Consider the following 21,312-nt stretch of genomic DNA (forward strand, 5'->3'; position numbering starts at 1 on the left):
TGTGGACAGCGCGCAACGGATGGGGAGGCAGGAACGACGGTGGCGGAACGGAGCACAGCTGCCGTCGACGTGGCAGGCACCGGCGGCGACAAGCCGCTGACCGCCGAGGCGGGCAAGGCCACGGCCGACGGGGCGGAGACCGCGATCAAGCCCGAAACGCACAAGGACAGCGAGCCCGCGGAGCGCCCGGACACCGCGCGCGACGCTCGCTCCCCCGAGCTCCACAGCGGCCACAAGCTCGCCGGGCGGTACCGCCTGGAGGAGTGCGTCACCCGTCTGGAGGGATTCAGCAGCTGGCGCGCGGTCGACGAGAAGCTCCGCCGCGCCGTCGGCGTCCACCTGCTCCCGGCGAGCCACCCGCGTTCCCGCCCGGTGCTCGCCGCGGCCCGTTCCGCCGCCCTGCTCGGCGACCCCCGCTTCGTCCAGGTCCTCGACGCCGTCGAGGAGAACGACCTCGTCTACGTCGTCCACGAGTGGCTGCCCGACGCCACCGAGCTGAGCGCCGTCCTGTCCGCCGGCCCCATGGAGCCGCACGACGCCTACCAGCTCGTCAGCCAGGTGTCCCAGGCCATGGCCGCCGCCCACCGCGAGGGCCTGTCCCACCTCCGCCTCAACCCCGGCTCCGTGCTGCGCACCTCGACCGGGCAGTACCGCATCCGCGGCCTCGCCGTCATGGCCGCCCTCCGCGGCATCACCGCGGAGCACCCGCAGCGCACCGACACCGAGGCCATCGGCGCGCTCCTCTACGCCGCCCTCACCCAGCGCTGGCCGTACGAGAACAACGCCTACGGCCTGCCCGGCCTGCCCAAGGGCGTCGGCCTCATCGCCCCCGACCAGGTCCGGGCCGGCATCCACCGCGGCCTCTCCGAGCTCGCTATGCGCGCCCTCGTCAACGACGGGGCCACCGCCTCCCGGCAGGAGCAGCCGTGCGCCACTCCGGAGGAGCTGGCCAAGGCGGTCGCGGCGATGCCGCGCATCCGGCCACCGGAGACGCCTTTCACCACTCCTCCCGGCGGCTACCAGCGCACCAACTACCACCAGGGTGCGTACGGTCAGCCGCCGACGCGCAACGGCATCCCGGTGCCCCCGGCGCCGGTGCCACCGCCCCCGCCGCTCCAGAGCCGCACCGGCCGGGCACTCAAGTGGAGCGTCGCGGCGCTGCTCATCGCGGCGCTGGGCCTCGGCAGCTGGCAGCTGGCGGACACACTCCTGAAGACCGGCGAGCCGGACACCCCTCGCTCCACGTCGGCCAATGACGGCTCCTCGAAGAAGAGCGAGCGGACGCTGGCCATCGAGGGCGCGAAGGAGTACGCGCCGGACAACAAGTACCAGCACGCCGAAGACGTCGAGAAGACCTACGACAAGGACCCTCGCACGGGCTGGTACTCAAGCTCCTTCTACAACGGCCCGGACCTCGACCCCTCCTTCAAACGCGGCGTCGGGATCGTCTACGACCTCGGGTCGAAGCAGAAGTTCAGCGGTGCCGAGGTAAAGCTGCAGTTCGAGGGCAAGCACACCACCATCACGCTCTACGCGGCCGACTCGCTGAACCCCACGACGCCTCTGGAGAGCATGGAGAAGCTGGCGTCCGGGAAGACGGACGACAAGCGGCTCAAGTTCACCGCCAAGAAGCCCACGGAGACCCGGTACATCCTCCTCTGGATCACCGCCATGCCGCACGCCCCGGCACAGAACGGCCCCTACAACTGGAGCGATCCCGGCTACAAGCAGGGCATCAATGACGTGAAGTTCAAGGGGCTGGCACACTAGCGAGGCCAGGGGAGGGGGACCCACATTGGACGACGTCACCCATGACGACCTGAGCGACGCCGACCTCCTCGCGAAGCACGTGGGTGGCGACCCCGATGCCTTCACGGAGCTCGTGCGGCGTCATCGCGACCGCCTCTGGGCCGTCGCGCTCCGCACCCTCGGCGACCGGGAAGAGGCCGCGGACGCCGTGCAGGACGCTCTGGTCTCCGCCTACCGCGCCGCACACACCTTCCGCGGGCAGTCCGCCGTCACCACCTGGCTGCACCGCATCACCGTCAACGCCTGCCTGGACCGGGCCCGCAAGGCCGCCTCCCGGCGCACAGCGCCGCTCGCCGAGACCGAGCGGCTCGAGCAGCTCCTCGAACCCCATGAGTCCGCGGCCGCGCCCGCCGAGCGCGGTGATCTGCACCGTGAGCTGCTCCGGGCGCTGGCCACCCTGCCGCCGGACCAGCGGGCGGCCCTCGTCCTCGTCGATATGCAGGGCTATCCGGTCGCCGAGGCGGCGAGGGTGCTGGACGTCCCCGTCGGCACGGTGAAAAGCAGATGTGCGCGTGGCCGGGCGCGGCTGCTGCCGATGCTCACCCATCTGCGCGCCGATGGTGGGGGTAGTCCGGCCCTCGGCGGGGGAAGGAACCGGTCGCAGAGCGCGTCCGTCCCACCACCGGCAGGACAGAGTGACGCAGATCCAGTGAAGGGTGGAGGTGGGCGAGCGTGACTTCGACGACCGGCACGGATGAGCACCCGGAGGTCGCGGAGATCTCCGCGCTCACCGAGGGGGTGCTCTCCCCGTCCAGGACCTCGGACCTGCGTCGGCACCTGGCCGACTGCGACCTGTGCGAGGACGTGCGGAGCTCGCTGGACGAGATCCGCGGGCTGCTGGGCACGCTGCCCGGACCGCCCCGGATGCCCGCGGACGTGGCGGGTCGTATCGAGGCCGCCCTCGCCGCGGAAGCACTCCTCGATTCGATCTCGCCCGAGGCCGACGCCTGTGTTTCACGTGAAACGGCGAAGCCCGCGCCCGTGCGGGTGTCCCCGGAGCCTGTTTCACGTGAAACAGGCGACCGTCCCGCGGGGCGGCCACATGCACCGACCGGCCCCGGCCGGCAGACACCGGGCACCGGGAAGGCGGGCAGGGCCCGGCGTGCCCGGCGCTGGCCGAGGGTGCTCCTCGGTGGCGCCTGCGCCGCCGCGGTGATCGGAGCGGGCGGCTTCTTCCTCCAGAGCCAGAACGACGGCGGAGCGGGCAAGCAGGAGGGCGCCCAGGAGAACCCCCCGGCTGTCGTCCTCGCCTCCGGTGAACTCGGGACGCGGGTGCAGCACCTCCTGGAAAGGCCGTCCCAGAAGGCCGAGACCCGGGGCAAGAGCTCCGGGAACAGCGCCGCCGAGGAGAAGGGCCAGACCACCCTGAGCGCTCCCGGCGGAGCCCCGACCCCGTCCTGTGTACGTGAGGGGATCGGCCGGCCCGACACCGCACTCGCCGTGGAGCCGGACTCCTACAACGGACAGGACGTTCATCTGGTCGTCCTCCCGCACATGGGCGACACGACGCTGGTCGACGCCTATGTCGTCAGCTCCAGCTGTGTCACGGCTTCCCCGCCGTCTCCCGGGAAGGTGCTGGTGAAGCGCACCCTGCCGCGCTCCTGAGCCCGTCCGGGCCCTCAGCTGTCATGTTTCGGGAATGCTCGCCCCTTAGGATCCGTTGGGTGGGGTGAATACCCCGCAAGGACCCGAGACAGCAGTCGGCAGACAAGGAAGACTCCCGTGAGCGACGTCCGCAACGTGATCATCATCGGCTCCGGGCCCGCCGGCTACACGGCCGCGCTCTACACCGCCCGCGCTTCGCTGAAGCCGCTGGTCTTCGAAGGAGCCGTGACCGCCGGCGGCGCGCTGATGAACACCACCGAGGTGGAGAACTTCCCCGGCTTCCGCGACGGCATCATGGGCCCGGACCTCATGGACAACATGCGCGCCCAGGCCGAGCGCTTCGGTGCCGAGCTGATCCCGGACGACGTCATCGCGGTCGACCTCAGCAATGAGATCAAGACCGTCACCGACTCCGCCGGCACCGTCCACCGCGCCAAGGCCGTGATCGTCACCACCGGCTCCCAGCACCGCAAGCTGGGCCTGCCCCGCGAGGACGAGCTGTCCGGCCGCGGTGTCTCCTGGTGCGCCACCTGTGACGGGTTCTTCTTCAAGGACCAGGACATCGCCGTCATCGGCGGCGGCGACACCGCGATGGAGGAGGCCACCTTCCTCTCCCGGTTCGCCAAGTCCGTCACCGTCGTCCACCGCCGCGACACGCTGCGCGCCAGCAAGGCGATGCAGGAGCGCGCCTTCGCCGACCCGAAGATCTCCTTCGTCTGGGACAGCGAGGTCGCCGAGATCCACGGCGAGAACAAGCTCTCCGGTCTCACCCTGCGCAACCTCAAGACCGACGAGACCTCCGAGCTCCCGGTGACCGGCCTCTTCATCGCGATCGGCCACGACCCGCGGACCGAGCTCTTCAAGGGCCAGCTGGACCTGGACGACGAGGGCTACCTCAAGGTCGAGGCCCCCTCCACGCGTACCAACCTGACCGGTGTCTTCGCCGCCGGCGACGTGGTGGACCACACCTACCGCCAGGCGATCACCGCCGCCGGCACCGGCTGCTCCGCCGCTCTCGATGCCGAGCGCTTCCTCGCGTCCCTCTCGCACAGCGAGCACGTTCGCGAGCCCGAGAAGACCGCCTGACCCACCCCCACCCCATCGCCCCCACGCTGAGAAGACTTAAGGAGACCCCCGTGGCTCTCAAGACCGTGACCGACGCTTCCTTCGACGAGGACGTCCTCAAGAGCGACAAGCCCGTTCTGGTGGACTTCTGGGCCGACTGGTGCGGCCCGTGCCGCCAGATCGCCCCGTCCCTGGAGGCCATCGCCGCCGAGCACGGCGACAAGATCGAGATTGTCAAGCTCAACATCGACCAGAACCCGGACACGGCCGCGAAGTACGGCGTCATGTCGATCCCGACCCTGAACGTCTACCAGGGCGGCGAGGTCGTGAAGACCATCGTCGGTGCCAAGCCCAAGGCCGCCATCGAGCGCGACCTGGACCCGTTCATCGGCGCCTGAGACCCCCTCGCCGTTTCACGTGAAACGGCGAAAGAGACAGGCCCGCCCCTTTGAAGGGGCGGGCCTGTTCCGTATCCATGACCGGGCCGGCGACTAGAGCGGCCGCAGGGCGGGCTCCTTCTGCACCGCTCCCAGCAGCCGGTCCAGAGCCAGTTCGACGTCTTCCTTCCAGGAGAGCGCCGTCCGGAGCTCCAGCCTCAGCCGGGGATAGCGGGGGTGCGGCCGTACGGTCTTGAAGCCCACCGCCAGCAGATGATCGGCGGGCAGAACGCACGCGGGCTCCTTCCAGCGGGCGTCGCCGAACGCCTCGATCGCCTTGAAGCCCCGCCGTAGAACGTCCTTGGCGACGGTCTGCACCATCATCCGGCCCAGCCCCTGCCCCTGATAGGCCGGCGCCAGCCAGGACGTCATCAGCTGAACGGCGTCCGCGGCGACCGGGCTCGTGGAGAAGGTCGCCGAGCGGGGCACATAGGCGGGCGGAGCGTAGAGCACAAAGCCCACCGGGACCTCGTCGACATAGACGACGCGACCGCAGGAACCCCATTCCAGCAGTACGGCAGAGATCCAGGCTTCCTTCTCCAGCCCCGGCCGTCCCGCCCTCAGCGCGGCTTCGCCGCTGACCGGGTCGAGTTCCCAGAAGACGCAGGCACGGCAGCGTGAAGGAAGAGCCGAGAGGTTGTCCAGCGTGAGCGGTACCAGCCGACGCCCCATGGAGCCCATTCCTCACTTCCGTCGTGTGTCACACGCCGGGCGGCGCTCAGCGCACTCCGCTCCCTCAGGAGACCGCCGACGAATCCGCCGACCGCTCCCAGTCCGAAGCCTGTTGCCATCAGTCCGGTCCGGCTCACCGTTCGCATGGGCCCGCCCCTCCGTGAACCATGTCCCACGTGGATGCGCCATAGCCCAACGCATCGTATCCGGACGGGCATTGACCGAGAAGCGGCGCAAGGCAAAGGGCGGGTGGTGTTCCACGTGAAACACCACCCGCCCTCTACGGCTACCGCCGGCAGACCTACTCCGTGTCCTCGTCCTCACCGGAGAGCTTCTGCTCCAGCACCCGGCCCTCGCCCGGGGCGAGCGTGCCGAGGATGCGCTCCAGATCCTCCATCGAGGCGAACTCGACGACGATCTTTCCCTTCTTCTGGCCCAGATCCACCTTCACCCGCGTCTCGAAGCGATCCGAGAGCCGGGTGGCGAGACCGGTGAGCGCAGGGGAGACCCGGGCGCCCGCACGGGGGCCCTTGGCCTTCGTCGCGGTCCGCGTGCCCTTCTTCCACAGGGTGGCGAGCTCCTCCACCGAGCGCACCGACAGTCCCTCGGCCACGATCCGACCGGCCAGCCGGTCCTGCTCGGCGGCGTCGTCGATCGACAGCAGCGCCCGGGCATGGCCGGCGGACAGCACACCGGCCGCCACCCGCTTCTGCACATCCGGCGGCAGCTTCAGCAGCCGGAGGGTGTTGGAGACCATCGAACGCGACCGGCCGATGCGGTCCGCCAGCTGGTCATGGGTGCAGTTGAAGTCCTTGAGCAGCTGATCGTAGGCGGCGGCCTCCTCGAGAGGGTTCAGCTGGACGCGGTGCAGATTCTCCAGCAGCGCGTCCAGCAGAAGCTTCTCGTCCTCGGTCGCCCGGACGATGGACGGGATCGTCTTCAGTCCGGCCGCCCGGCACGCCCGCCAGCGCCGCTCCCCCATGATGAGCTCAAAGCGCTCCGGAGCCAGCTGGCGCACAACCACCGGCTGGAGCAGTCCGACCTCGCTGATGGAGGTGATGAGCTCGGCCAGGGCGTCCCCGTCGAAATCCTCCCTGGGCTGCCTCGGATTAGGGGTGATGGCGTCCAGCGGAAGCTCGGCGAAATACGCCCCCGAGGGCTTCATCTCCTCGCCCTGCGCCGCCGCGACCGGGCTCACCGTCTCCGTTTCACGTGAAACAGGGACCTCGGCCATGGGCCGGGAAGACATCTCACCCACACCGCGCTCGGCCGTCAGTACCGGGACCGCCGTCGGAGACGTCGCACCCGGGCCCACCACCGGCCCGGCATTGTCCGAGGTCTTGGGTGCGGCCGGGATCAGTGCTCCCAGCCCGCGGCCCAGTCCTCTACGTCGCTCGCTCACTGCAGCCCCTCCGACATGCTGTGCTGGTCTTGCTGTTGCTGGCGGCCCACCGTGTGGGCCTTACTACCGTCGTAACGCACGCCGACTCCCCGCAGCGCGATCTCCCGGGCCGCCTCCAGATAGGACAGCGCGCCGGTGGAACCCGGGTCATAGGTGAGGACGGTCTGCCCATAGCTGGGCGCCTCCGAGATACGCACGGACCGGGGAATGCTGGTCCGCAGCACCTCGTGCCCGAAGTGGCTCCGGACCTCGTCGGCGACCTGCGACGCGAGCCGGGTCCGCCCGTCGTACATCGTCAGCAGGATCGTCGACACATGGAGCTCGGGGTTCAGATGCCCTCGCACCAGCTCGACATTGCGGAGCAGCTGCCCCAGCCCCTCCAGTGCGTAGTACTCGCACTGGATCGGGATCAGGACCTCCGCGCCGGCGACGAGGGCGTTGACCGTCAGCAGGCCGAGCGAGGGCGGGCAGTCGATGAGGATGTAGTCCAGCGGCTGCTCATACGCCTTGATCGCCCGGTCCAGCCGGCTCTCCCGGGCCACGAGGGAGACCAGCTCGATCTCGGCACCCGCGAGGTCGATGGTGGCGGGCGCGCAGAAGAGACCCTCCACATCGCGCACCGGCTGCACCACGTCGGAGAGCGCCTTGCTGTCCACAAGGACGTCATAGATCGACGGGACATCGGCATGGTGATCGATGCCCAGCGCCGTGGAGGCGTTCCCCTGGGGGTCCAGGTCGATGACCAGGACGCGGTTGCCGTGCAGAGCCAGCGAGGCCGCGAGGTTCACGGTCGTCGTGGTCTTGCCGACCCCGCCCTTCTGGTTGGCGACCACCATCACCCGGGTCTTGTCCGGCCGGGGCATCGGCTGTGGTGGCGTTTCACGTGAAACGACCTCGCCCGTCGGCAGGTGACCGAGGTCGGCAACCGGCTGGGGGTCGGCGGGACGGGGACCGGGGACCGGGTCGGCCATCGGCCCCGCGATATTGGCGTCGGACCGCAAGGATTCACTCTCCTCGACTTCAGGCTCGCAATAGACAGAGCCTGCCATGGTTTCGGGGTCGTGAACCAGCGAGGCCCGTTCTCCTGTGGATGAATCCACCGGACCTGTGGATGAACCCGGGTTCCGAGCCGTCCGACGGTCGCGCGGCTCGGCATCCGCCCGGCCGCGGCCGATGATTCCCTTGAGCAAGGAGCGACGTTTCACGTGAAACACGATGCACCGGACGCTCCGCTACCAGGTCACGACACTCCGCATTGCATAGGTTTGGCAGCTTGTATGGAGCACTGTCCGGTGACGGGTGGCCCGGCCCATGGCAGGGCCACCCGGTGAGGGCCGCCATGACAGCGGCCCCTTCCTCAGCGGCGGCGGCGCGAGCGGCCGGCGGCCTTCGCCCGCTTGGCCGCGAAACGCACCCCGCCGGGGCTCTCCCCGACCTCGACGCGCACGACCGTGGACATCGGATCCACGATGCCCTCGCCGACCTGGAGCACCGAGGTCCGGACGACACCGAGCTTGCTCAGCGCGGCACGGGCCCCCTTGAGCTCCTCCTCGGCCGTGTCGCCCTTGAGGGCCAGCATCTCGCCGTAGGGACGCAGCAGGGGCACGCCCCAGCCGGCCAGGCGGTCCAGCGGAGCCACGGCCCGCGCCGTCACCACATGCACCGGCTGGACCTTGCCGAGCATCTCCTCGGCGCGGCCACGGACGACCGTGACATGGTCCAGGCCCAGCAGCTCGACGACCTCCTGGAGGAACGTCGTACGACGCAGCAGCGGCTCCAGGAGCGTGATCTGAAGGTCGGGACGCACCAGGGCCAGCGGGATACCGGGCAGCCCGGCGCCCGAGCCCACATCGCACACCGAGACGCCGTCCGGCACCGCCTCCGAGAGCACCGCGCAGTTCAGCAGGTGCCGCTCCCAGAGCCGCGGAACCTCACGGGGCCCGATCAGGCCGCGCCGTACGCCCGCGTCCGCGAGCAGCTCCGCGTACCGAATGGCCTCTGGCAGGCGGTCGCCGAAGACCTCCTGCGCCTCCGGTGGCGCCGGGGGGAGCTCCGCTGCCTCTTCCACGGGGAACCGTCCTTCCGTACGACGTCTCTCTGAAAGTCAGAGTCGAATATCAGGCTGACAAGGATCGGCCCCGCCTGCGAGCAGACGGGGCCGGACACACCTAGAAGCGGGATCTAGAAGGGCTGGATTCAGGCCGGGAGGACGACCACACGGCGCTGCGGCTCCTCGCCCTCGGACTCGCTGCTCAGACCGGCGGCGGCCACGGCGTCATGGACGACCTTGCGCTCGAACGGCGTCATCGGGTCGAGCTTGACCGCCTGACCGCTGCTCTTGGCCTCCTCGGCCGCCTTGGCGCCCACCTGGGCGAGCTCCTCGCGCTTACGGGCGCGGAAGCCGGCGATGTCGAGCATGAGGCGGCTGCGGTCACCGGTCTCCCGGTTCACGGCGAGCCGGGTGAGCTCCTGGAGCGCCTCCAGCACCTCACCGTCCCGGCCGACCAGCTTCTGCAGGTCACGGCTGGTCGAGTCGCTGATGATCGACACCGCCGCACGGTCGGCCTCGACATCCATGTCGATGTCGCCGTCGAGGTCCGCGATGTCCAGCAGCCCCTCGAGGTAGTCGGCCGCGATCTCGCCTTCCTGCTCCAGGCGGGACAGGGTGTCGGTGCCCTCGGCGGCGGCACCGGTCTGAGGCTGCGTGTCCGTCACGGTGGACTCCTTCGTCACTTCTTGGTCGGGTGCTTGGGCCGCTGCGGGCCGCCCTTGCGCTGCCCGGACTTGGCACTGCGGGCGGAGCCGCCGCCGGCCTGCTTGGGCTTGGCGTCCTCGGGCTGCTTCTCCAGCGAGGTCTTCCCGGCCTCGGCGGGCTGGGCGGTGCCGGCGAGCTGGCGCTTGGACTTCGGCTGGCGCTTGGGCTGCTGCCGGTTGGCGCGGGCGACCTCGGCCGCCTTCTTCGCCTCGACCTCCTCCGGGTCCTCCTTCAGCTTGCCCTTGGCCCGCAGCCGCTCCTGGCGCTGGGTGAAGGCGATGCTGCCCGGGGTCGGGTTACGGCGGATGACGAACATCTGCTGGCCCAGGGTCCACACGTTGGTGGTCAGCCAGTAGACGAGGACACCGACCGGGAAGTTGATACCGAAGACGGCGAACATGATCGGGAAGACGTACATCAGCATCTTCTGCTGCTGCATGAACGGCGTCTTCACCGTGAGGTCGACGTTCTTCGTCATCAGCTGGCGCTGGGTGTAGAACTGCGACAGCGACATCAGGACGATCATGATGACCGTGACGACCCGGACGTCGGTCAGCGAGGCGCCGAGCTTCTCGACCTTGGACGCGGTGTCCATGAACTTCACGGAGAGCGGGGCACCGAAGATGTGCGCCGACCGCGCGCTGTCGAGCAGCCCCTTGTCGATGACGCCGACCGTCTTGCCCTGCGCGATGTGGTTCAGGACCTGGTACAGCGAGATGAAGAAGGGCGACTGGGCCAGGATCGGGAGACAGCTCGAGAGAGGGTTGGTGCCCGTCTCCTTGTAGAGCTTCATCATCTCTTCGGACTGGCGCTGCTTGTCGCTCTTGTACCGCTCCTGGATCGCCTTCATCTTCGGCTGGAGCGCCTGCATGTTCCGCGTCGCCTTGATCTGCTTCACGAAGAGCGGGATCAGACAGATGCGGATCAGGACCACCAGCGAAACGATGGACAGACCCCACGCCCAGCCGCTGTCCTTGTCGAAGACCAGGCTGTACAGCGAGTGGAACTGGACGATGATCCAGGAAACTGCGGTATAGAGAGGACCGAGGATCGTGTCCACGAATCAGGCTCCTTGGGCGTTGGGCTGGGTCTCGGGCTGCGCGGCGGGCTCCGCGAGGGGGTGCCCACCCAGTCGGCTCCTCAGCCGCTGGTGCCAGACCGGACGCTTCCGGGGAGGGACGTGGTCGACGCCACCGAGCGACCACGGGTTGCAGCGCAGGATGCGCCAGGCCGTCAGCGCCGTCCCTTTGACCGCGCCGTGCACGGAGATGGCTTTGTAGCCATAGTGCGAGCACGACGGGTAGTACTTGCAGACCGGGCCCAGGAGTGGGCTGATGGTCCACTGGTAGAGCTTGATCAACCACAGCAGCGGGTACTTCACCGTGCGCTCCCTCCCGGGCCTCGGCCAGGGCTCCGGGGGGTGTCCCCCGGGGGACCGGAGCAGCGCGGCGCCCCTCCCAGCAGCCGCTGCAGCGCGGTGTCGAGATCACGGGCCAGCTGATCGTGGTCCGCCTCGCCCGCGCCGGGCAGGGCCCGTACGACCACAAGGCTACCGGCGGGGAGCTGATCCAGCCGGTCACGCATCAGGTGGCGCAGTCTCCGCTTCACCAGATTGCGGATGACGGCGATGCCCACGGCCTTGCTCACGACGAAACCCGCACGCGCCTGGGGAACACTCTCCCCAGGCGTGTGCGGGTCCGTGGAACCTGCGCGTAGGTGGACGACGAGGAGCGGGCGGCCGGCCCGGCGCCCTCGGCGAACCGCGGTCGCAAAGTCCTCGCGCCGCCTCAGCCGAGACTCGGAAGGCAGCACGTCATGGACCTTGACGTCAGGATGATCAGGCCGACAGGCGGGCGCGACCCTTGCCACGGCGGGACGCGAGGATCGCGCGGCCGGCACGGGTGCGCATGCGCAGGCGGAAACCGTGGGTCTTCGCGCGACGACGGTTGTTCGGCTGGAAGGTGCGCTTGCTCACTCGGGGGCTCCAGAAATGAATCGTGTGATGGCGGGACATCGCCTGGCTGTCACCGTGCGCCCACGAGAAGCTCGCAATACGCCCGAGTGCACCGCTTCATGACCACCTCCCCGAAGGGGAAGCGGCCGTTGCCCATCGGAGGCAGGCGGCAGCAGCCATCGACAACTCGACCTGGTCACGGTACGCGCGGCTACGCCATTCGGTCAAACCGGCAGTGCACCAGGGATACACCGTAGCGTCCCGCAGGGCGGTGAGTCGCCACGCCCCACCTCATGGCACATTTGTACACACCCTGTGGACAACGACTTGAACCACGCACCTCGGCCTGACTACCGTGGCTCAACTCCGAATACTTCCCGACCGTCCCGAGAACCACACATTCGTGGGACTCCAGGGTTCCCCCCAGATGACTGAGAGAGCGTGCCCTGTGGCTGACCTGCCCGCCGATCTTGCCGCAGTGTGGCCGCGCGTGCTCGAACAGCTCCTGGGCGAAGGCCGGGGCCAGGGCGTGGAGAGCAAGGACGAGCACTGGATCAAGCGGTGCCAGCCGCTCGCGCTGGTGGCCGACACGGCCCTGCTCGCCGTGCCCAACGAATTCGCCAAGGGCGTCCTGGAGGGCCGGCTCGCGCCGATCGTCAGCGAGACCCTGAGCCGCGAGTGCGGCCGCCCGATCCGGATCGCGATCACCGTCGACGAATCCGCGGGGGAGCCGCCCGCCGAGCGCCCCCAGGCCCCCCAGCAGTCGCGCTACGACGAGCCGGGCGGCGCCCACCAGGGCCAGGGCCGCGACGCCTATGACCAGCGTGACGCACGCGACGGCCGCGACGGCTACGAGACGTACGAGAACCACGGCGGCTACGACGGCCGGGAGAGCTACGGCCGCCAGGCCCCGGGCGACGACCTCCCGTCCGTGCGCCCCGCCTACCCCGACTACCAGCAGTCCCGCGGCGAGCCGGGCGCCTGGCCCCGCCACTCCGGCCCCACGGGGGACCGCGGCGAGCGTGGTGACCGGGGTGACCGGAGCGAGCGCGGTGACCGTGGGGAGCGGGGCGACTACGGCTGGCAGCAGCAGCGCCTCGGCGGCTTCCAGGACGGCGAGCGCGACCCGTACGCGACCCAGCACGGCTCGTCCTACGAGCAGCAGCCGTACGAGCAGTCGCAGCCGGACTACCGCTCCCCGCAGCCGGAGCGCCAGCCGTACGAGCCCCAGCAGCGCCGTGAGCTGCCCGACGGGCGCGGGGGCGGCGGCCAGGGCGGCCGTCCGAAGCCCGGCGGTGCCCCGGGCCCGCTCGGCGCGCAGCCCGCGCCCGCGGCCGGCCCGGGTGAGCCGACGGCCCGGCTGAACCCGAAGTACCTCTTCGACACGTTCGTCATCGGCGCGTCCAACCGCTTCGCGCACGCGGCGGCGGTGGCGGTGGCCGAGGCGCCGGCCAAGGCGTACAACCCCCTCTTCATCTACGGCGAGTCGGGGCTGGGGAAGACCCACCTGCTGCACGCCATCGGGCACTACGCGCGGAGCCTCTACCCGGGCACGCGCGTGCGCTACGTGAGCTCCGAGGAGTTCACCAACGAGTTCATCAACTCCATCCGCGACGGCAAGGCGGACGCGTTCCGCAAGCGCTACCGCGACATGGACATCCTGCTGGTCGACGACATCCAGTTCCTGGCGAGCAAGGAGTCGACGCAGGAGGAGTTCTTCCACACCTTCAATACGCTCCACAACGCCAACAAGCAGATCGTGCTGTCCTCCGACCGGCCGCCCAAGCAGCTGGTGACCCTGGAGGACCGGCTGCGCAACCGCTTCGAGTGGGGCCTGATCACGGACGTCCAGCCGCCCGAGCTGGAGACGCGCATCGCGATCCTGCGCAAGAAGGCGGTCCAGGAGCAGCTGAACGCCCCGCCGGAGGTCCTGGAGTTCATCGCGTCCCGCATCTCGCGCAACATCCGTGAGCTGGAGGGCGCGCTGATCCGGGTGACGGCGTTCGCGAGCCTGAACCGTCAGCCGGTGGACCTGGGCCTCACCGAGATCGTCCTCAAGGACCTCATCCCGGGTGGCGAGGACGCCTCCCCGGAGATCACCGCGCCGGCCATCATGGCGGCGACGGCCGACTACTTCGGGCACACCGTCGAGGACCTGTGCGGAGCCTCGCGCAGCCGGGTGCTGGTGACGGCCCGGCAGATCGCCATGTACCTCTGCCGCGAGCTCACGGACCTGTCGCTGCCGAAGATCGGCGCGCAGTTCGGCGGCCGCGACCACACCACCGTGATGCACGCGGACCGCAAGATCCGTGCGCTGATGGCCGAGCGGCGTTCGATCTACAACCAGGTGACGGAGCTGACCAACCGCATCAAGAACGGCTGACACAGACCGCGGAAGCACCGCTGAGGGCGCTTCGGGAGGCTTCCCGGAGCGCCTTTTCGCGGTTCCGGGGACGGCCGGGACGGCGCCGGGGCCGTGGCCGGGCGGTGGCTCTGTTCGAATACGGAAGCCCGGCCGCCGGTTCTCCACAGATTTCCGGCCGACCGGCTGTCCACACCCTGGGGACGGTGAAGTTGTCCATAGGCTGTCCACAGCCGGGCCTGTTGATAGGCCATCAGGGGAGGTCAGCGGCGTGTGGATTTGTGGTTGACGGGATTCCACAGCCTGTGGACGACGGGATCACCCACAAGGCCCATCGAAAGTTGTCCACCGGCCGCCCACAGGGAAGTGGATGTTGTACACAGCCTGTCCACACCCCTGTCCACTGTTCGGTAACGAAACACCCCCACTCACCGACCCGAGTGAAAGGCGTCACACGAAGTTGCCGGGTTGGGCTGTGGGGAACGTGGGTAAAACTGGGGACAGCCCTGGGGAGAAGTACCCCCTGCCTGTGCACGGGGTGTGCAGAACTTTCCCCGGTCCACAGACCACCCCGTTTTTCCACTGCCTCCGCCCACAGGCCCGGTGGACAAAAAATCCGGCCTGACCTGCGAAAAGGCAGTTTTCCACCGTTTCCACAGGCCCTACTACTACGACCACAGAGATGTAGCGGGGAACTGGTTTCGAAGTGGGTCCTGTGCACAACTCGGCCGCGGGCCGCGCCACGCCCTCCGACCTGACTTGACCCCGAGACGCACGAGCTGTCAGCGGTGTACGTCAGACTGGTCTCCGGCAAGCAGCCGACGAAGAAGCCAGCAGGGCGAGCCAGCAACAAGCAGGAGGCGGTTCCGGTGAAGATCCGGGTGGAGCGCGATGTACTCGCGGAGGCAGTGGCCTGGGCGGCCCGCAGCCTCCCGGCCCGTCCGCCGGTGCCCGTCCTCGCGGGCCTGCTGCTGAAGGCGGAGGACGGCTCCCTGAGCCTCTCCGGCTTCGACTACGAGGTCTCGGCCCGCGTCTCGGTCGACGCCGACGTCGAGGAGGACGGCACCGTCCTCGTCTCCGGCCGGCTCCTCGCCGACATCTGCCGCGCGCTTCCCAACCGGCCTGTGGAGATCTCCACCGACGGCGTGCGCGTCACCGTCGTCTGCGGCTCCTCGCGATTCACACTCCACACCCTTCCTGTGGAGGAATACCCGGCGCTGCCGCAGATGCCGACCGCCACGGGCACCGTCCCGGGCGAGGTCTTCGCCGCCGCCGCCGCGCAGGTCGCCATCGCCGCCGGCCGTGACGACACCCTGCCGGTGCTCACCGGTGTCCGGATCGAGATCGAGGGCGACACCGTCACCCTGGCCTCCACCGACCGCTACCGCTTCGCGGTCCGCGAGTTCATGTGGAAGCCCGAGACCCCGGACATCTCCGCGGTCGCCCTGGTGCCCGCCAAGACGCTCCTGGACACCGCCAAGTCGCTCAGCGGCGGCGACACCGTCTCGATCGCCCTGTCCGGCTCCGGCGCGGGCGAGGGCCTCATCGGCTTCGAGGGCGCCGGCCGCCGCACCACCACCCGGCTGCTCGAAGGCGACCTGCCGAAGTACCGCACGCTCTTCCCGACGGAGTTCAACTCCATCGCGGTGATCGAGACCGCGCCGTTCGTCGAGGCGGTCAAGCGTGTCGCGCTCGTCGCCGAGCGGAACACCCCGGTGCGGCTGAGCTTCGAGCAGGGCGTCCTCATCCTCGAGGCCGGTTCCAGCGACGACGCACAGGCTGTGGAGCGCGTCGACGCCCAGCTCGACGGCGACGACATCTCGATCGCCTTCAACCCCGGCTTCCTGCTGGAGGGCCTCTCCGCGATCGACTCCCCGGTCGCCCAGCTGTCCTTCACGACCTCCACCAAGCCCGCCCTGCTCAGCGGCAAGCCCGCGCTGGACGCCGAGGCGGACGACGCGTACAAGTACCTGATCATGCCGGTGCGCCTGTCGGGCTGAGCCCGTCCGGAGCGCGGGCCGACAGCCGCGAGGAGGAGTGGGTCGACTGTCCACAGTCGGCCCACTCACCCGTTGAGCGGCTGAGCCCACAGCTGTGCACGGACCCTCGGGCGTAGGCTCGGACCCAGGCACGAACGCAATCAAGGCATAGAGGATCACCCATGGAGCTCGGTCTCATCGGTCTCGGCAAGATGGGCGGCAACATGCGCGAGCGCATCCGCCGCGCAGGCCACACCGTCATCGGATACGACCGCAATGCGGACCTCGCGGATGTCCACAGCCTCCAGGAGCTTGTGGATTCCCTGAAGGGCCCGCGCGTCGTCTGGGTCATGGTCCCGGCCGGCGCCGCCACCCAGTCCACGATCGACGAGCTCGCCGAGCTGCTCTCCCCCGGCGATGTCGTGGTGGACGGCGGAAACTCCCGCTGGACGGACGACGAGAAGCACGCCGAGGAGCTCGCGGCCAAGGGCATCGGCTTCGTCGACTGCGGCGTCTCCGGTGGTGTCTGGGGCCTGGAGAACGGCTACGCCCTGATGTACGGCGGCGACGCCGCCGACGTCGCGAAGGTCCAGCCGATCTTCGACGCGCTCAAGCCCGAGGGTGAGTTCGGCTCCGTCCACGCGGGCAAGGTCGGCGCCGGCCACTTCGCCAAGATGGTCCACAACGGCATCGAGTACGCCATGATGCAGGCGTACGCCGAGGGCTGGGAGCTCCTGGAGAAGGTCGACTCCGTCACCGACGTCCGCGAGGTCTTCCGCAGCTGGCAGGAGGGCACGGTCATCCGCTCCTGGCTGCTCGACCTGGCCGTCAACGCCCTGGACGACGACGAGCACCTCGACAAGCTGCGCGGCTACGCGGCCGACTCCGGCGAGGGCCGCTGGACGGTCGAGGCCGCGATCGACAACGCGGTGCCGCTCCCCGCGATCACCGCCTCGCTCTTCGCCCGCTTCGCGTCCCGCCAGGACGACTCCCCCCAGATGAAGATGATCGCCGCGCTGCGGAACCAGTTCGGCGGCCACGCGGTCGAGAACAAGAAGTAAGCACCACTCAGCAGCATCAGCCGGAAGAGGTCGGCGCGCCCCCATGCACGTATCGCATCTGTCGCTGGCCGACTTCCGCTCCTACGCCCGGGTCGAGGTCCCGCTCGACCCGGGCGTCACGGCCTTCGTGGGCCCGAACGGCCAGGGCAAGACCAACCTCGTCGAGGCCGTCGGCTATCTGGCGACGCTCGGCAGCCACCGGGTCTCCTCCGACGCGCCCCTGGTGCGGATGGGCGCCGACCGCGCCATCGTCCGCGCCGCGGTCGTCCAGGGGGAGCGGCAGCAGCTGATAGAGCTGGAGCTGAACCCGGGCCGCGCGAACCGGGCCCGGATCAACCGCTCCTCCCAGGTCAGACCCCGTGACGTCCTCGGCATCGTGCGCACGGTGCTGTTCGCCCCCGAGGACCTGGCCCTGGTCAAGGGCGACCCCGGCGAGCGCCGCCGCTTCCTGGACGAGCTGATCACCGCCCGCTCGCCGCGGATGGCGGGCGTGCGCTCCGACTACGACCGCGTCCTCAAGCAGCGCAACACCCTGCTGAAGAGCGCGGCCATGGCCCGCCGCCACGGCGGCCGCGGCCTGGACCTCTCCACCCTCGACATCTGGGACCAGCACCTCGCCCGGGCCGGCGCGGAGCTGCTGGACCGCCGCCTCGACCTGATCGCCACCCTGCGGCCGCTGGCCGAGAAGGCGTACGAGCAGCTGGCGCCCGGCGGCGGCCCGGTCTCCTTCGAATACCGCGGCCCCGACGCCCTGGCCGGCGCCCGTACCCGCGAGGAGCTCTACGAAGCCCTGCTCACGGCCCTCGCCGAGGTCCGCAAGCAGGAGATCGAGCGCGGGGTGACACTGGTCGGCCCGCACCGCGACGAGCTGCTCCTCCAGCTCGGCCGGCTGCCCGCCAAGGGCTACGCGAGCCACGGCGAGTCCTGGTCGTACGCCCTCGCGCTCCGGCTGGCCTCGTACGAGCTGCTGCGCGCCGAGGGCAACGAGCCGGTCCTGGTGCTCGACGACGTCTTCGCCGAGCTGGACGCCAGGCGCCGGGAGCGGCTGGCCGAGCTGGTCGCCCCCGGCGAGCAGGTGCTGGTGACGGCCGCGGTCGACGACGACGTGCCGGACGCCCTGGTGGGCGCGCGGTACGCGGTCTCGGAAGGCGTGGTGGAGCGGCTGTGAGCGACGGCGGCGAGAAGGACCCGAAGGCGCCCAAGACACCCGAGCCCTCCGGCGTCGACCTGGCCAGGGTGGCGCTGCGGGCCGCCAAGGAGCAGGCGCGGGCGCGCGGCAACGCCGCCCAGCAGAAGAAGCAGGCGCGCCGCGGCGGTCTGCGCTCCGGCGCGCGGGCGGACGGGCGCGACCCCTTGCCGCTGGGCGCCGCCATCAACCGGCTGATCACCGAGCGCGGCTGGGAGACGCCCGCAGCCGTCGGCGGGGTGATGGGCCGCTGGCCGCAGATGGTGGGGCCGGAGGTGGCCCTGCACTGCGAGCCGCAGAAGTACGACGAGGACGCGCGGGTGCTGACCGTGCAGTGCGACTCGACGGCCTGGGCGACCCAGCTGCGGCTGCTGGCCCCCCAGCTGGTGGCCCGGCTCAACGCCGACCTGGGTCAGGGCACGGTCAAGATGATCAAGGTGCTGGGCCCGGGCGGCCCCGCCCGCCGGTACGGGCCCCTGCGCGCGCCCGGGAGCACGGGCCCCGGCGACACCTACGGCTGACCCGGGCGGGCGGCGCCGGCCGCCCCGTCCCGCGCCGGTTCGGTGCCATTTCCATGCCCGTCCCCACCTCTGCCTTCACCCTGTTCACGCGCGCTCCGCGCCGGGCGCCCGCGCGGGATCGCGACACACCGGGGCCGGTGCTCCGCGCACGGTAGCGGGCGGTTGACAGCCCGAAGCGCTGAGTGCCGCTGTGAGCCTCTTAGAGCCCGGGTCCACATATAGGGAGTCGGCTGATGCCGGTTCAGGGCGGCACGTGAGGACTCAGGCACCGCCAAACCCCCATTCATGTCAGTGCTACCGGTAGACTGGTGACAATCCCGCCGGTTCGCGGGACACGTCGACCAACGCAGAACGACGCAGCCGCTCCTGCCTGCTCCGGGTGGGGTCTCCCCGCCGCAGGCAGGGGAGGGCCTGTGCTGTGCCAGAAAGGGCGCTTCGTGGCCGATTCCGGCAACCCCAACGAGAACACCTCCCCCTCCACGGCCGAGGACGCCGTCACCGGCGCCGTCGCCGGCGAGACGTCGTACGACGCCAGTGCGATCACCGTGCTGGAGGGACTGGACGCGGTCCGCAAGCGACCCGGTATGTACATCGGCTCGACCGGTGAGCGCGGCCTCCACCACCTCGTCTACGAGGTCGTGGACAACTCCGTCGACGAGGCCTTGGCGGGCCACGCGGACACCATCGACGTGACGATCCTCCCCGACGGCGGTGTGCGCGTCGTGGACAACGGCCGAGGCATCCCGGTCGGCATCGTCCCCTCCGAGGGCAAGCCCGCCGTCGAGGTCGTCCTCACCGTCCTGCACGCGGGCGGCAAGTTCGGCGGCGGCGGCTACGCCGTCTCCGGTGGTCTGCACGGTGTCGGCGTCTCGGTCGTCAACGCCCTGTCGACGCGCGTCGCGGTCGAGGTCAGGACCGACGGCTACCGCTGGACGCAGGACTACAAGCTCGGCGTCCCCACGGCCCCCCTCCAGAAGAACGAGGCGACCGACGAGACGGGCACCTCGGTCACCTTCTGGGCCGACGGCGACATCTTCGAGACCACCGAGTACTCCTTCGAGACGCTCTCGCGGCGCTTCCAGGAGATGGCGTTCCTCAACAAGGGACTGCGGATCTCGCTGACGGACACCCGCGTCGACCACGTCGACGAAGAGGGCAAGCCGCTCATGGTGGACTACCACTACGAGGGCGGCATCGTCGACTTCGTGAAGTACCTCAACTCGCGCAAGGGCGAGCTGATCCACCCGACCGTCATCGACATCGAGGCCGAGGACAAGGAGCGCATGCTCTCGGTCGAGATCGCGATGCAGTGGAACAGCCAGTACAGCGAAGGTGTCTACAGCTTCGCCAACACCATCCACACCCATGAGGGCGGTACGCACGAGGAGGGCTTCCGCGCGGCCCTGACCGGTCTGATCAACCGGTACGCCCGCGACAAGAAGCTGCTCCGCGAGAAGGACGACAACCTCACGGGCGAGGACATCCGCGAGGGTCTGACCGCGATCATCTCCGTCAAGCTCGGCGAGCCGCAGTTCGAGGGCCAGACGAAGACGAAGCTCGGCAACACCGAGGCGAAGACCTTTGTGCAGAAGGTCGCCCACGAGCACCTCACGGACTGGCTGGACCGCAACCCCAACGAGGCCGCGGACATCATCCGCAAGTCCATCCAGGCGGCGACGGCCCGCGTCGCGGCCCGCAAGGCCCGTGACCTCACCCGCCGCAAGGGCCTGCTGGAGTCGGCGTCGCTGCCGGGCAAGCTCAGCGACTGCCAGTCCAACGACCCGACGAAGTGCGAGATCTTCATCGTCGAGGGTGACTCCGCCGGTGGCTCGGCCAAGTCCGGCCGTAACCCGCAGTACCAGGCGATCCTCCCGATCCGAGGCAAGATCCTCAACGTCGAGAAGGCGCGGATCGACAAGATCCTGCAGAACACCGAGGTCCAGGCCCTGATCTCGGCCTTCGGCACCGGTGTGCACGAGGACTTCGACATCGCGAAGCTCCGCTATCACAAGATCATCCTGATGGCGGACGCCGACGTCGACGGCCAGCACATCAACACCCTGCTGCTCACCTTCCTCTTCCGCTTTATGCGGCCGCTGGTCGAGGCCGGGCACGTCTACCTCTCCCGCCCCCCGCTGTACAAGATCAAGTGGGGCCGGGACGACTTCGAGTACGCGTACTCCGACCGCGAGCGCGACGCCCTGATCCAGCTCGGCCGGGAGAACGGCAAGCGGATCAAGGACGACTCGGTCCAGCGCTTCAAGGGTCTCGGCGAGATGAACGCCGAGGAGCTGCGCGTCACCACGATGGACGTCGACCACCGCGTGCTCGGCCAGGTCACCCTGGACGACGCCGCGCAGGCGGACGACCTGTTCTCGGTGCTCATGGGCGAGGACGTCGAAGCACGGCGCTCCTTCATCCAGCGCAACGCCAAGGACGTCCGCTTCCTCGACATCTGAGCCTGTCGGCCCACGAGAAACAGCCGCAGCGCGAAAGGACTTTGA

General features: G+C 69.6%; 19 protein-coding genes and 1 pseudogene. 11 read left to right on the plus strand and 9 right to left on the minus strand.

The window, feature by feature from the left end:
- Positions 1–39 precede the first annotated feature (39 nt).
- The 5 genes from AF335_RS13110 (at position 40) to trxA (ending at position 4,877) form a co-directional block, all read left to right on the plus strand.
- On the plus strand, positions 40–1,770 hold the full coding sequence (locus AF335_RS13110) for a protein kinase family protein (protein ID WP_102918495.1): 1,731 nt from the start codon (positions 40–42) through the stop codon (positions 1,768–1,770).
- Positions 1,771–1,795: 25 nt separating this feature from the next.
- Entirely contained in the window at positions 1,796–2,485 is a 690-nt protein-coding gene (sigM, locus tag AF335_RS13115; RefSeq protein WP_102918496.1) for an RNA polymerase sigma factor SigM, read from the plus strand.
- A complete protein-coding gene (locus tag AF335_RS13120; RefSeq protein WP_102918497.1) occupies positions 2,482–3,414 on the plus strand; it encodes an anti-sigma factor in 933 nt (310 codons plus the stop codon). The genes sigM and AF335_RS13120 overlap by 4 nt, the downstream gene beginning before the upstream one ends.
- 117 nt (positions 3,415–3,531) lie before the next feature.
- Positions 3,532–4,500 (plus strand): thioredoxin-disulfide reductase, encoded by a 969-nt coding sequence (trxB, locus tag AF335_RS13125; RefSeq protein WP_102918498.1) that lies wholly within the window; start codon positions 3,532–3,534, stop codon positions 4,498–4,500.
- Between the two features lie 50 nt (positions 4,501–4,550).
- Positions 4,551–4,877, plus strand: coding sequence for a thioredoxin (gene trxA / locus AF335_RS13130; protein ID WP_102918499.1), 327 nt, complete (start codon positions 4,551–4,553; stop codon positions 4,875–4,877).
- Positions 4,878–4,970: 93 nt separating this feature from the next.
- Here trxA and AF335_RS13135 read toward each other — a convergent pair whose 3' ends face one another.
- From AF335_RS13135 to rpmH, 9 genes and pseudogenes are all read right to left on the minus strand, one after another.
- Positions 4,971–5,588, minus strand: coding sequence for a GNAT family N-acetyltransferase (locus AF335_RS13135; protein ID WP_102918766.1), 618 nt, complete (start codon positions 5,586–5,588; stop codon positions 4,971–4,973).
- A 301-nt stretch (positions 5,589–5,889) separates the two neighbouring features.
- Complete coding sequence (locus AF335_RS13140; protein WP_102918500.1) at positions 5,890–6,990, minus strand: ParB/RepB/Spo0J family partition protein; 1,101 nt, start codon at positions 6,988–6,990, stop codon at positions 5,890–5,892.
- Complete coding sequence (locus tag AF335_RS13145) at positions 6,987–8,039, minus strand: ParA family protein (RefSeq protein WP_102918501.1); 1,053 nt, start codon at positions 8,037–8,039, stop codon at positions 6,987–6,989. Before AF335_RS13145 ends, AF335_RS13140 begins: the two co-directional genes overlap by 4 nt.
- 308 nt (positions 8,040–8,347) lie before the next feature.
- Positions 8,348–9,058, minus strand: coding sequence for a 16S rRNA (guanine(527)-N(7))-methyltransferase RsmG (gene rsmG, locus AF335_RS13150; protein ID WP_087927251.1), 711 nt, complete (start codon positions 9,056–9,058; stop codon positions 8,348–8,350).
- Positions 9,059–9,186: 128 nt separating this feature from the next.
- On the minus strand, positions 9,187–9,705 hold the full coding sequence (locus tag AF335_RS13155) for a Jag family protein (protein WP_102918767.1): 519 nt from the start codon (positions 9,703–9,705) through the stop codon (positions 9,187–9,189).
- Between the two features lie 14 nt (positions 9,706–9,719).
- Entirely contained in the window at positions 9,720–10,805 is a 1,086-nt protein-coding gene (gene yidC, locus AF335_RS13160) for a membrane protein insertase YidC (RefSeq protein WP_102918502.1), read from the minus strand.
- Positions 10,806–10,808: 3 nt separating this feature from the next.
- The gene (gene yidD, locus AF335_RS13165; RefSeq protein ID WP_087927253.1) at positions 10,809–11,126 is read right to left on the minus strand and encodes a membrane protein insertion efficiency factor YidD; all 318 of its coding nucleotides are present in this window, start codon (positions 11,124–11,126) and stop codon (positions 10,809–10,811) included.
- Between the two features lie 62 nt (positions 11,127–11,188).
- Positions 11,189–11,557: pseudogene (gene rnpA / locus AF335_RS13170) on the minus strand (ribonuclease P protein component); the annotation flags it as partial.
- A gap of 25 nt (positions 11,558–11,582) precedes the next feature.
- Positions 11,583–11,720, minus strand: coding sequence for a 50S ribosomal protein L34 (gene rpmH / locus AF335_RS13175; RefSeq protein WP_003949374.1), 138 nt, complete (start codon positions 11,718–11,720; stop codon positions 11,583–11,585).
- Positions 11,721–12,147: 427 nt separating this feature from the next.
- On the opposite strand from rpmH, the gene dnaA reads away from it, so the two are divergent.
- The 6 genes from dnaA to gyrB all read left to right on the plus strand — a co-directional run bounded on the left by dnaA (position 12,148) and on the right by gyrB (position 21,267).
- Positions 12,148–14,082 (plus strand): chromosomal replication initiator protein DnaA, encoded by a 1,935-nt coding sequence (gene dnaA / locus AF335_RS13180; RefSeq protein ID WP_102918504.1) that lies wholly within the window; start codon positions 12,148–12,150, stop codon positions 14,080–14,082.
- 848 nt (positions 14,083–14,930) lie between these two features.
- Positions 14,931–16,061 (plus strand): DNA polymerase III subunit beta, encoded by a 1,131-nt coding sequence (dnaN, locus tag AF335_RS13190; RefSeq protein ID WP_087927256.1) that lies wholly within the window; start codon positions 14,931–14,933, stop codon positions 16,059–16,061.
- Between the two features lie 161 nt (positions 16,062–16,222).
- A complete protein-coding gene (gene gnd, locus AF335_RS13195; RefSeq protein ID WP_102918505.1) occupies positions 16,223–17,101 on the plus strand; it encodes a phosphogluconate dehydrogenase (NAD(+)-dependent, decarboxylating) in 879 nt (292 codons plus the stop codon).
- Between the two features lie 43 nt (positions 17,102–17,144).
- Positions 17,145–18,269 (plus strand): DNA replication/repair protein RecF, encoded by a 1,125-nt coding sequence (recF, locus tag AF335_RS13200; RefSeq protein ID WP_102918506.1) that lies wholly within the window; start codon positions 17,145–17,147, stop codon positions 18,267–18,269.
- Complete coding sequence (locus tag AF335_RS13205; protein ID WP_102918507.1) at positions 18,266–18,808, plus strand: DciA family protein; 543 nt, start codon at positions 18,266–18,268, stop codon at positions 18,806–18,808. The genes recF and AF335_RS13205 overlap by 4 nt, the downstream gene beginning before the upstream one ends.
- Before the next feature lie 413 nt (positions 18,809–19,221).
- On the plus strand, positions 19,222–21,267 hold the full coding sequence (gene gyrB, locus AF335_RS13210) for a DNA topoisomerase (ATP-hydrolyzing) subunit B (protein WP_102918508.1): 2,046 nt from the start codon (positions 19,222–19,224) through the stop codon (positions 21,265–21,267).
- Positions 21,268–21,312: the final 45 nt, after the last annotated feature.

This window comes from Streptomyces eurocidicus, from assembly GCF_002891295.1.
GTDB classification, from domain to species: domain Bacteria; phylum Actinomycetota; class Actinomycetes; order Streptomycetales; family Streptomycetaceae; genus Streptomyces; species Streptomyces eurocidicus.

Excerpts from the sequence above, each read along its gene's own strand:
- AF335_RS13135 (WP_102918766.1), bottom strand. The coding sequence starts at position 5,588 with ATGGGGCGTCGGCTGGTACCGCTCACGCTGGACAACCTCTCGGCTCTT.
- recF (WP_102918506.1), top strand. The coding sequence starts at position 17,145 with ATGCACGTATCGCATCTGTCGCTGGCCGACTTCCGCTCCTACGCCCGG.
- gnd (WP_102918505.1), top strand. The coding sequence starts at position 16,223 with ATGGAGCTCGGTCTCATCGGTCTCGGCAAGATGGGCGGCAACATGCGC.
- AF335_RS13145 (WP_102918501.1), bottom strand. The coding sequence starts at position 8,039 with ATGGCAGGCTCTGTCTATTGCGAGCCTGAAGTCGAGGAGAGTGAATCC.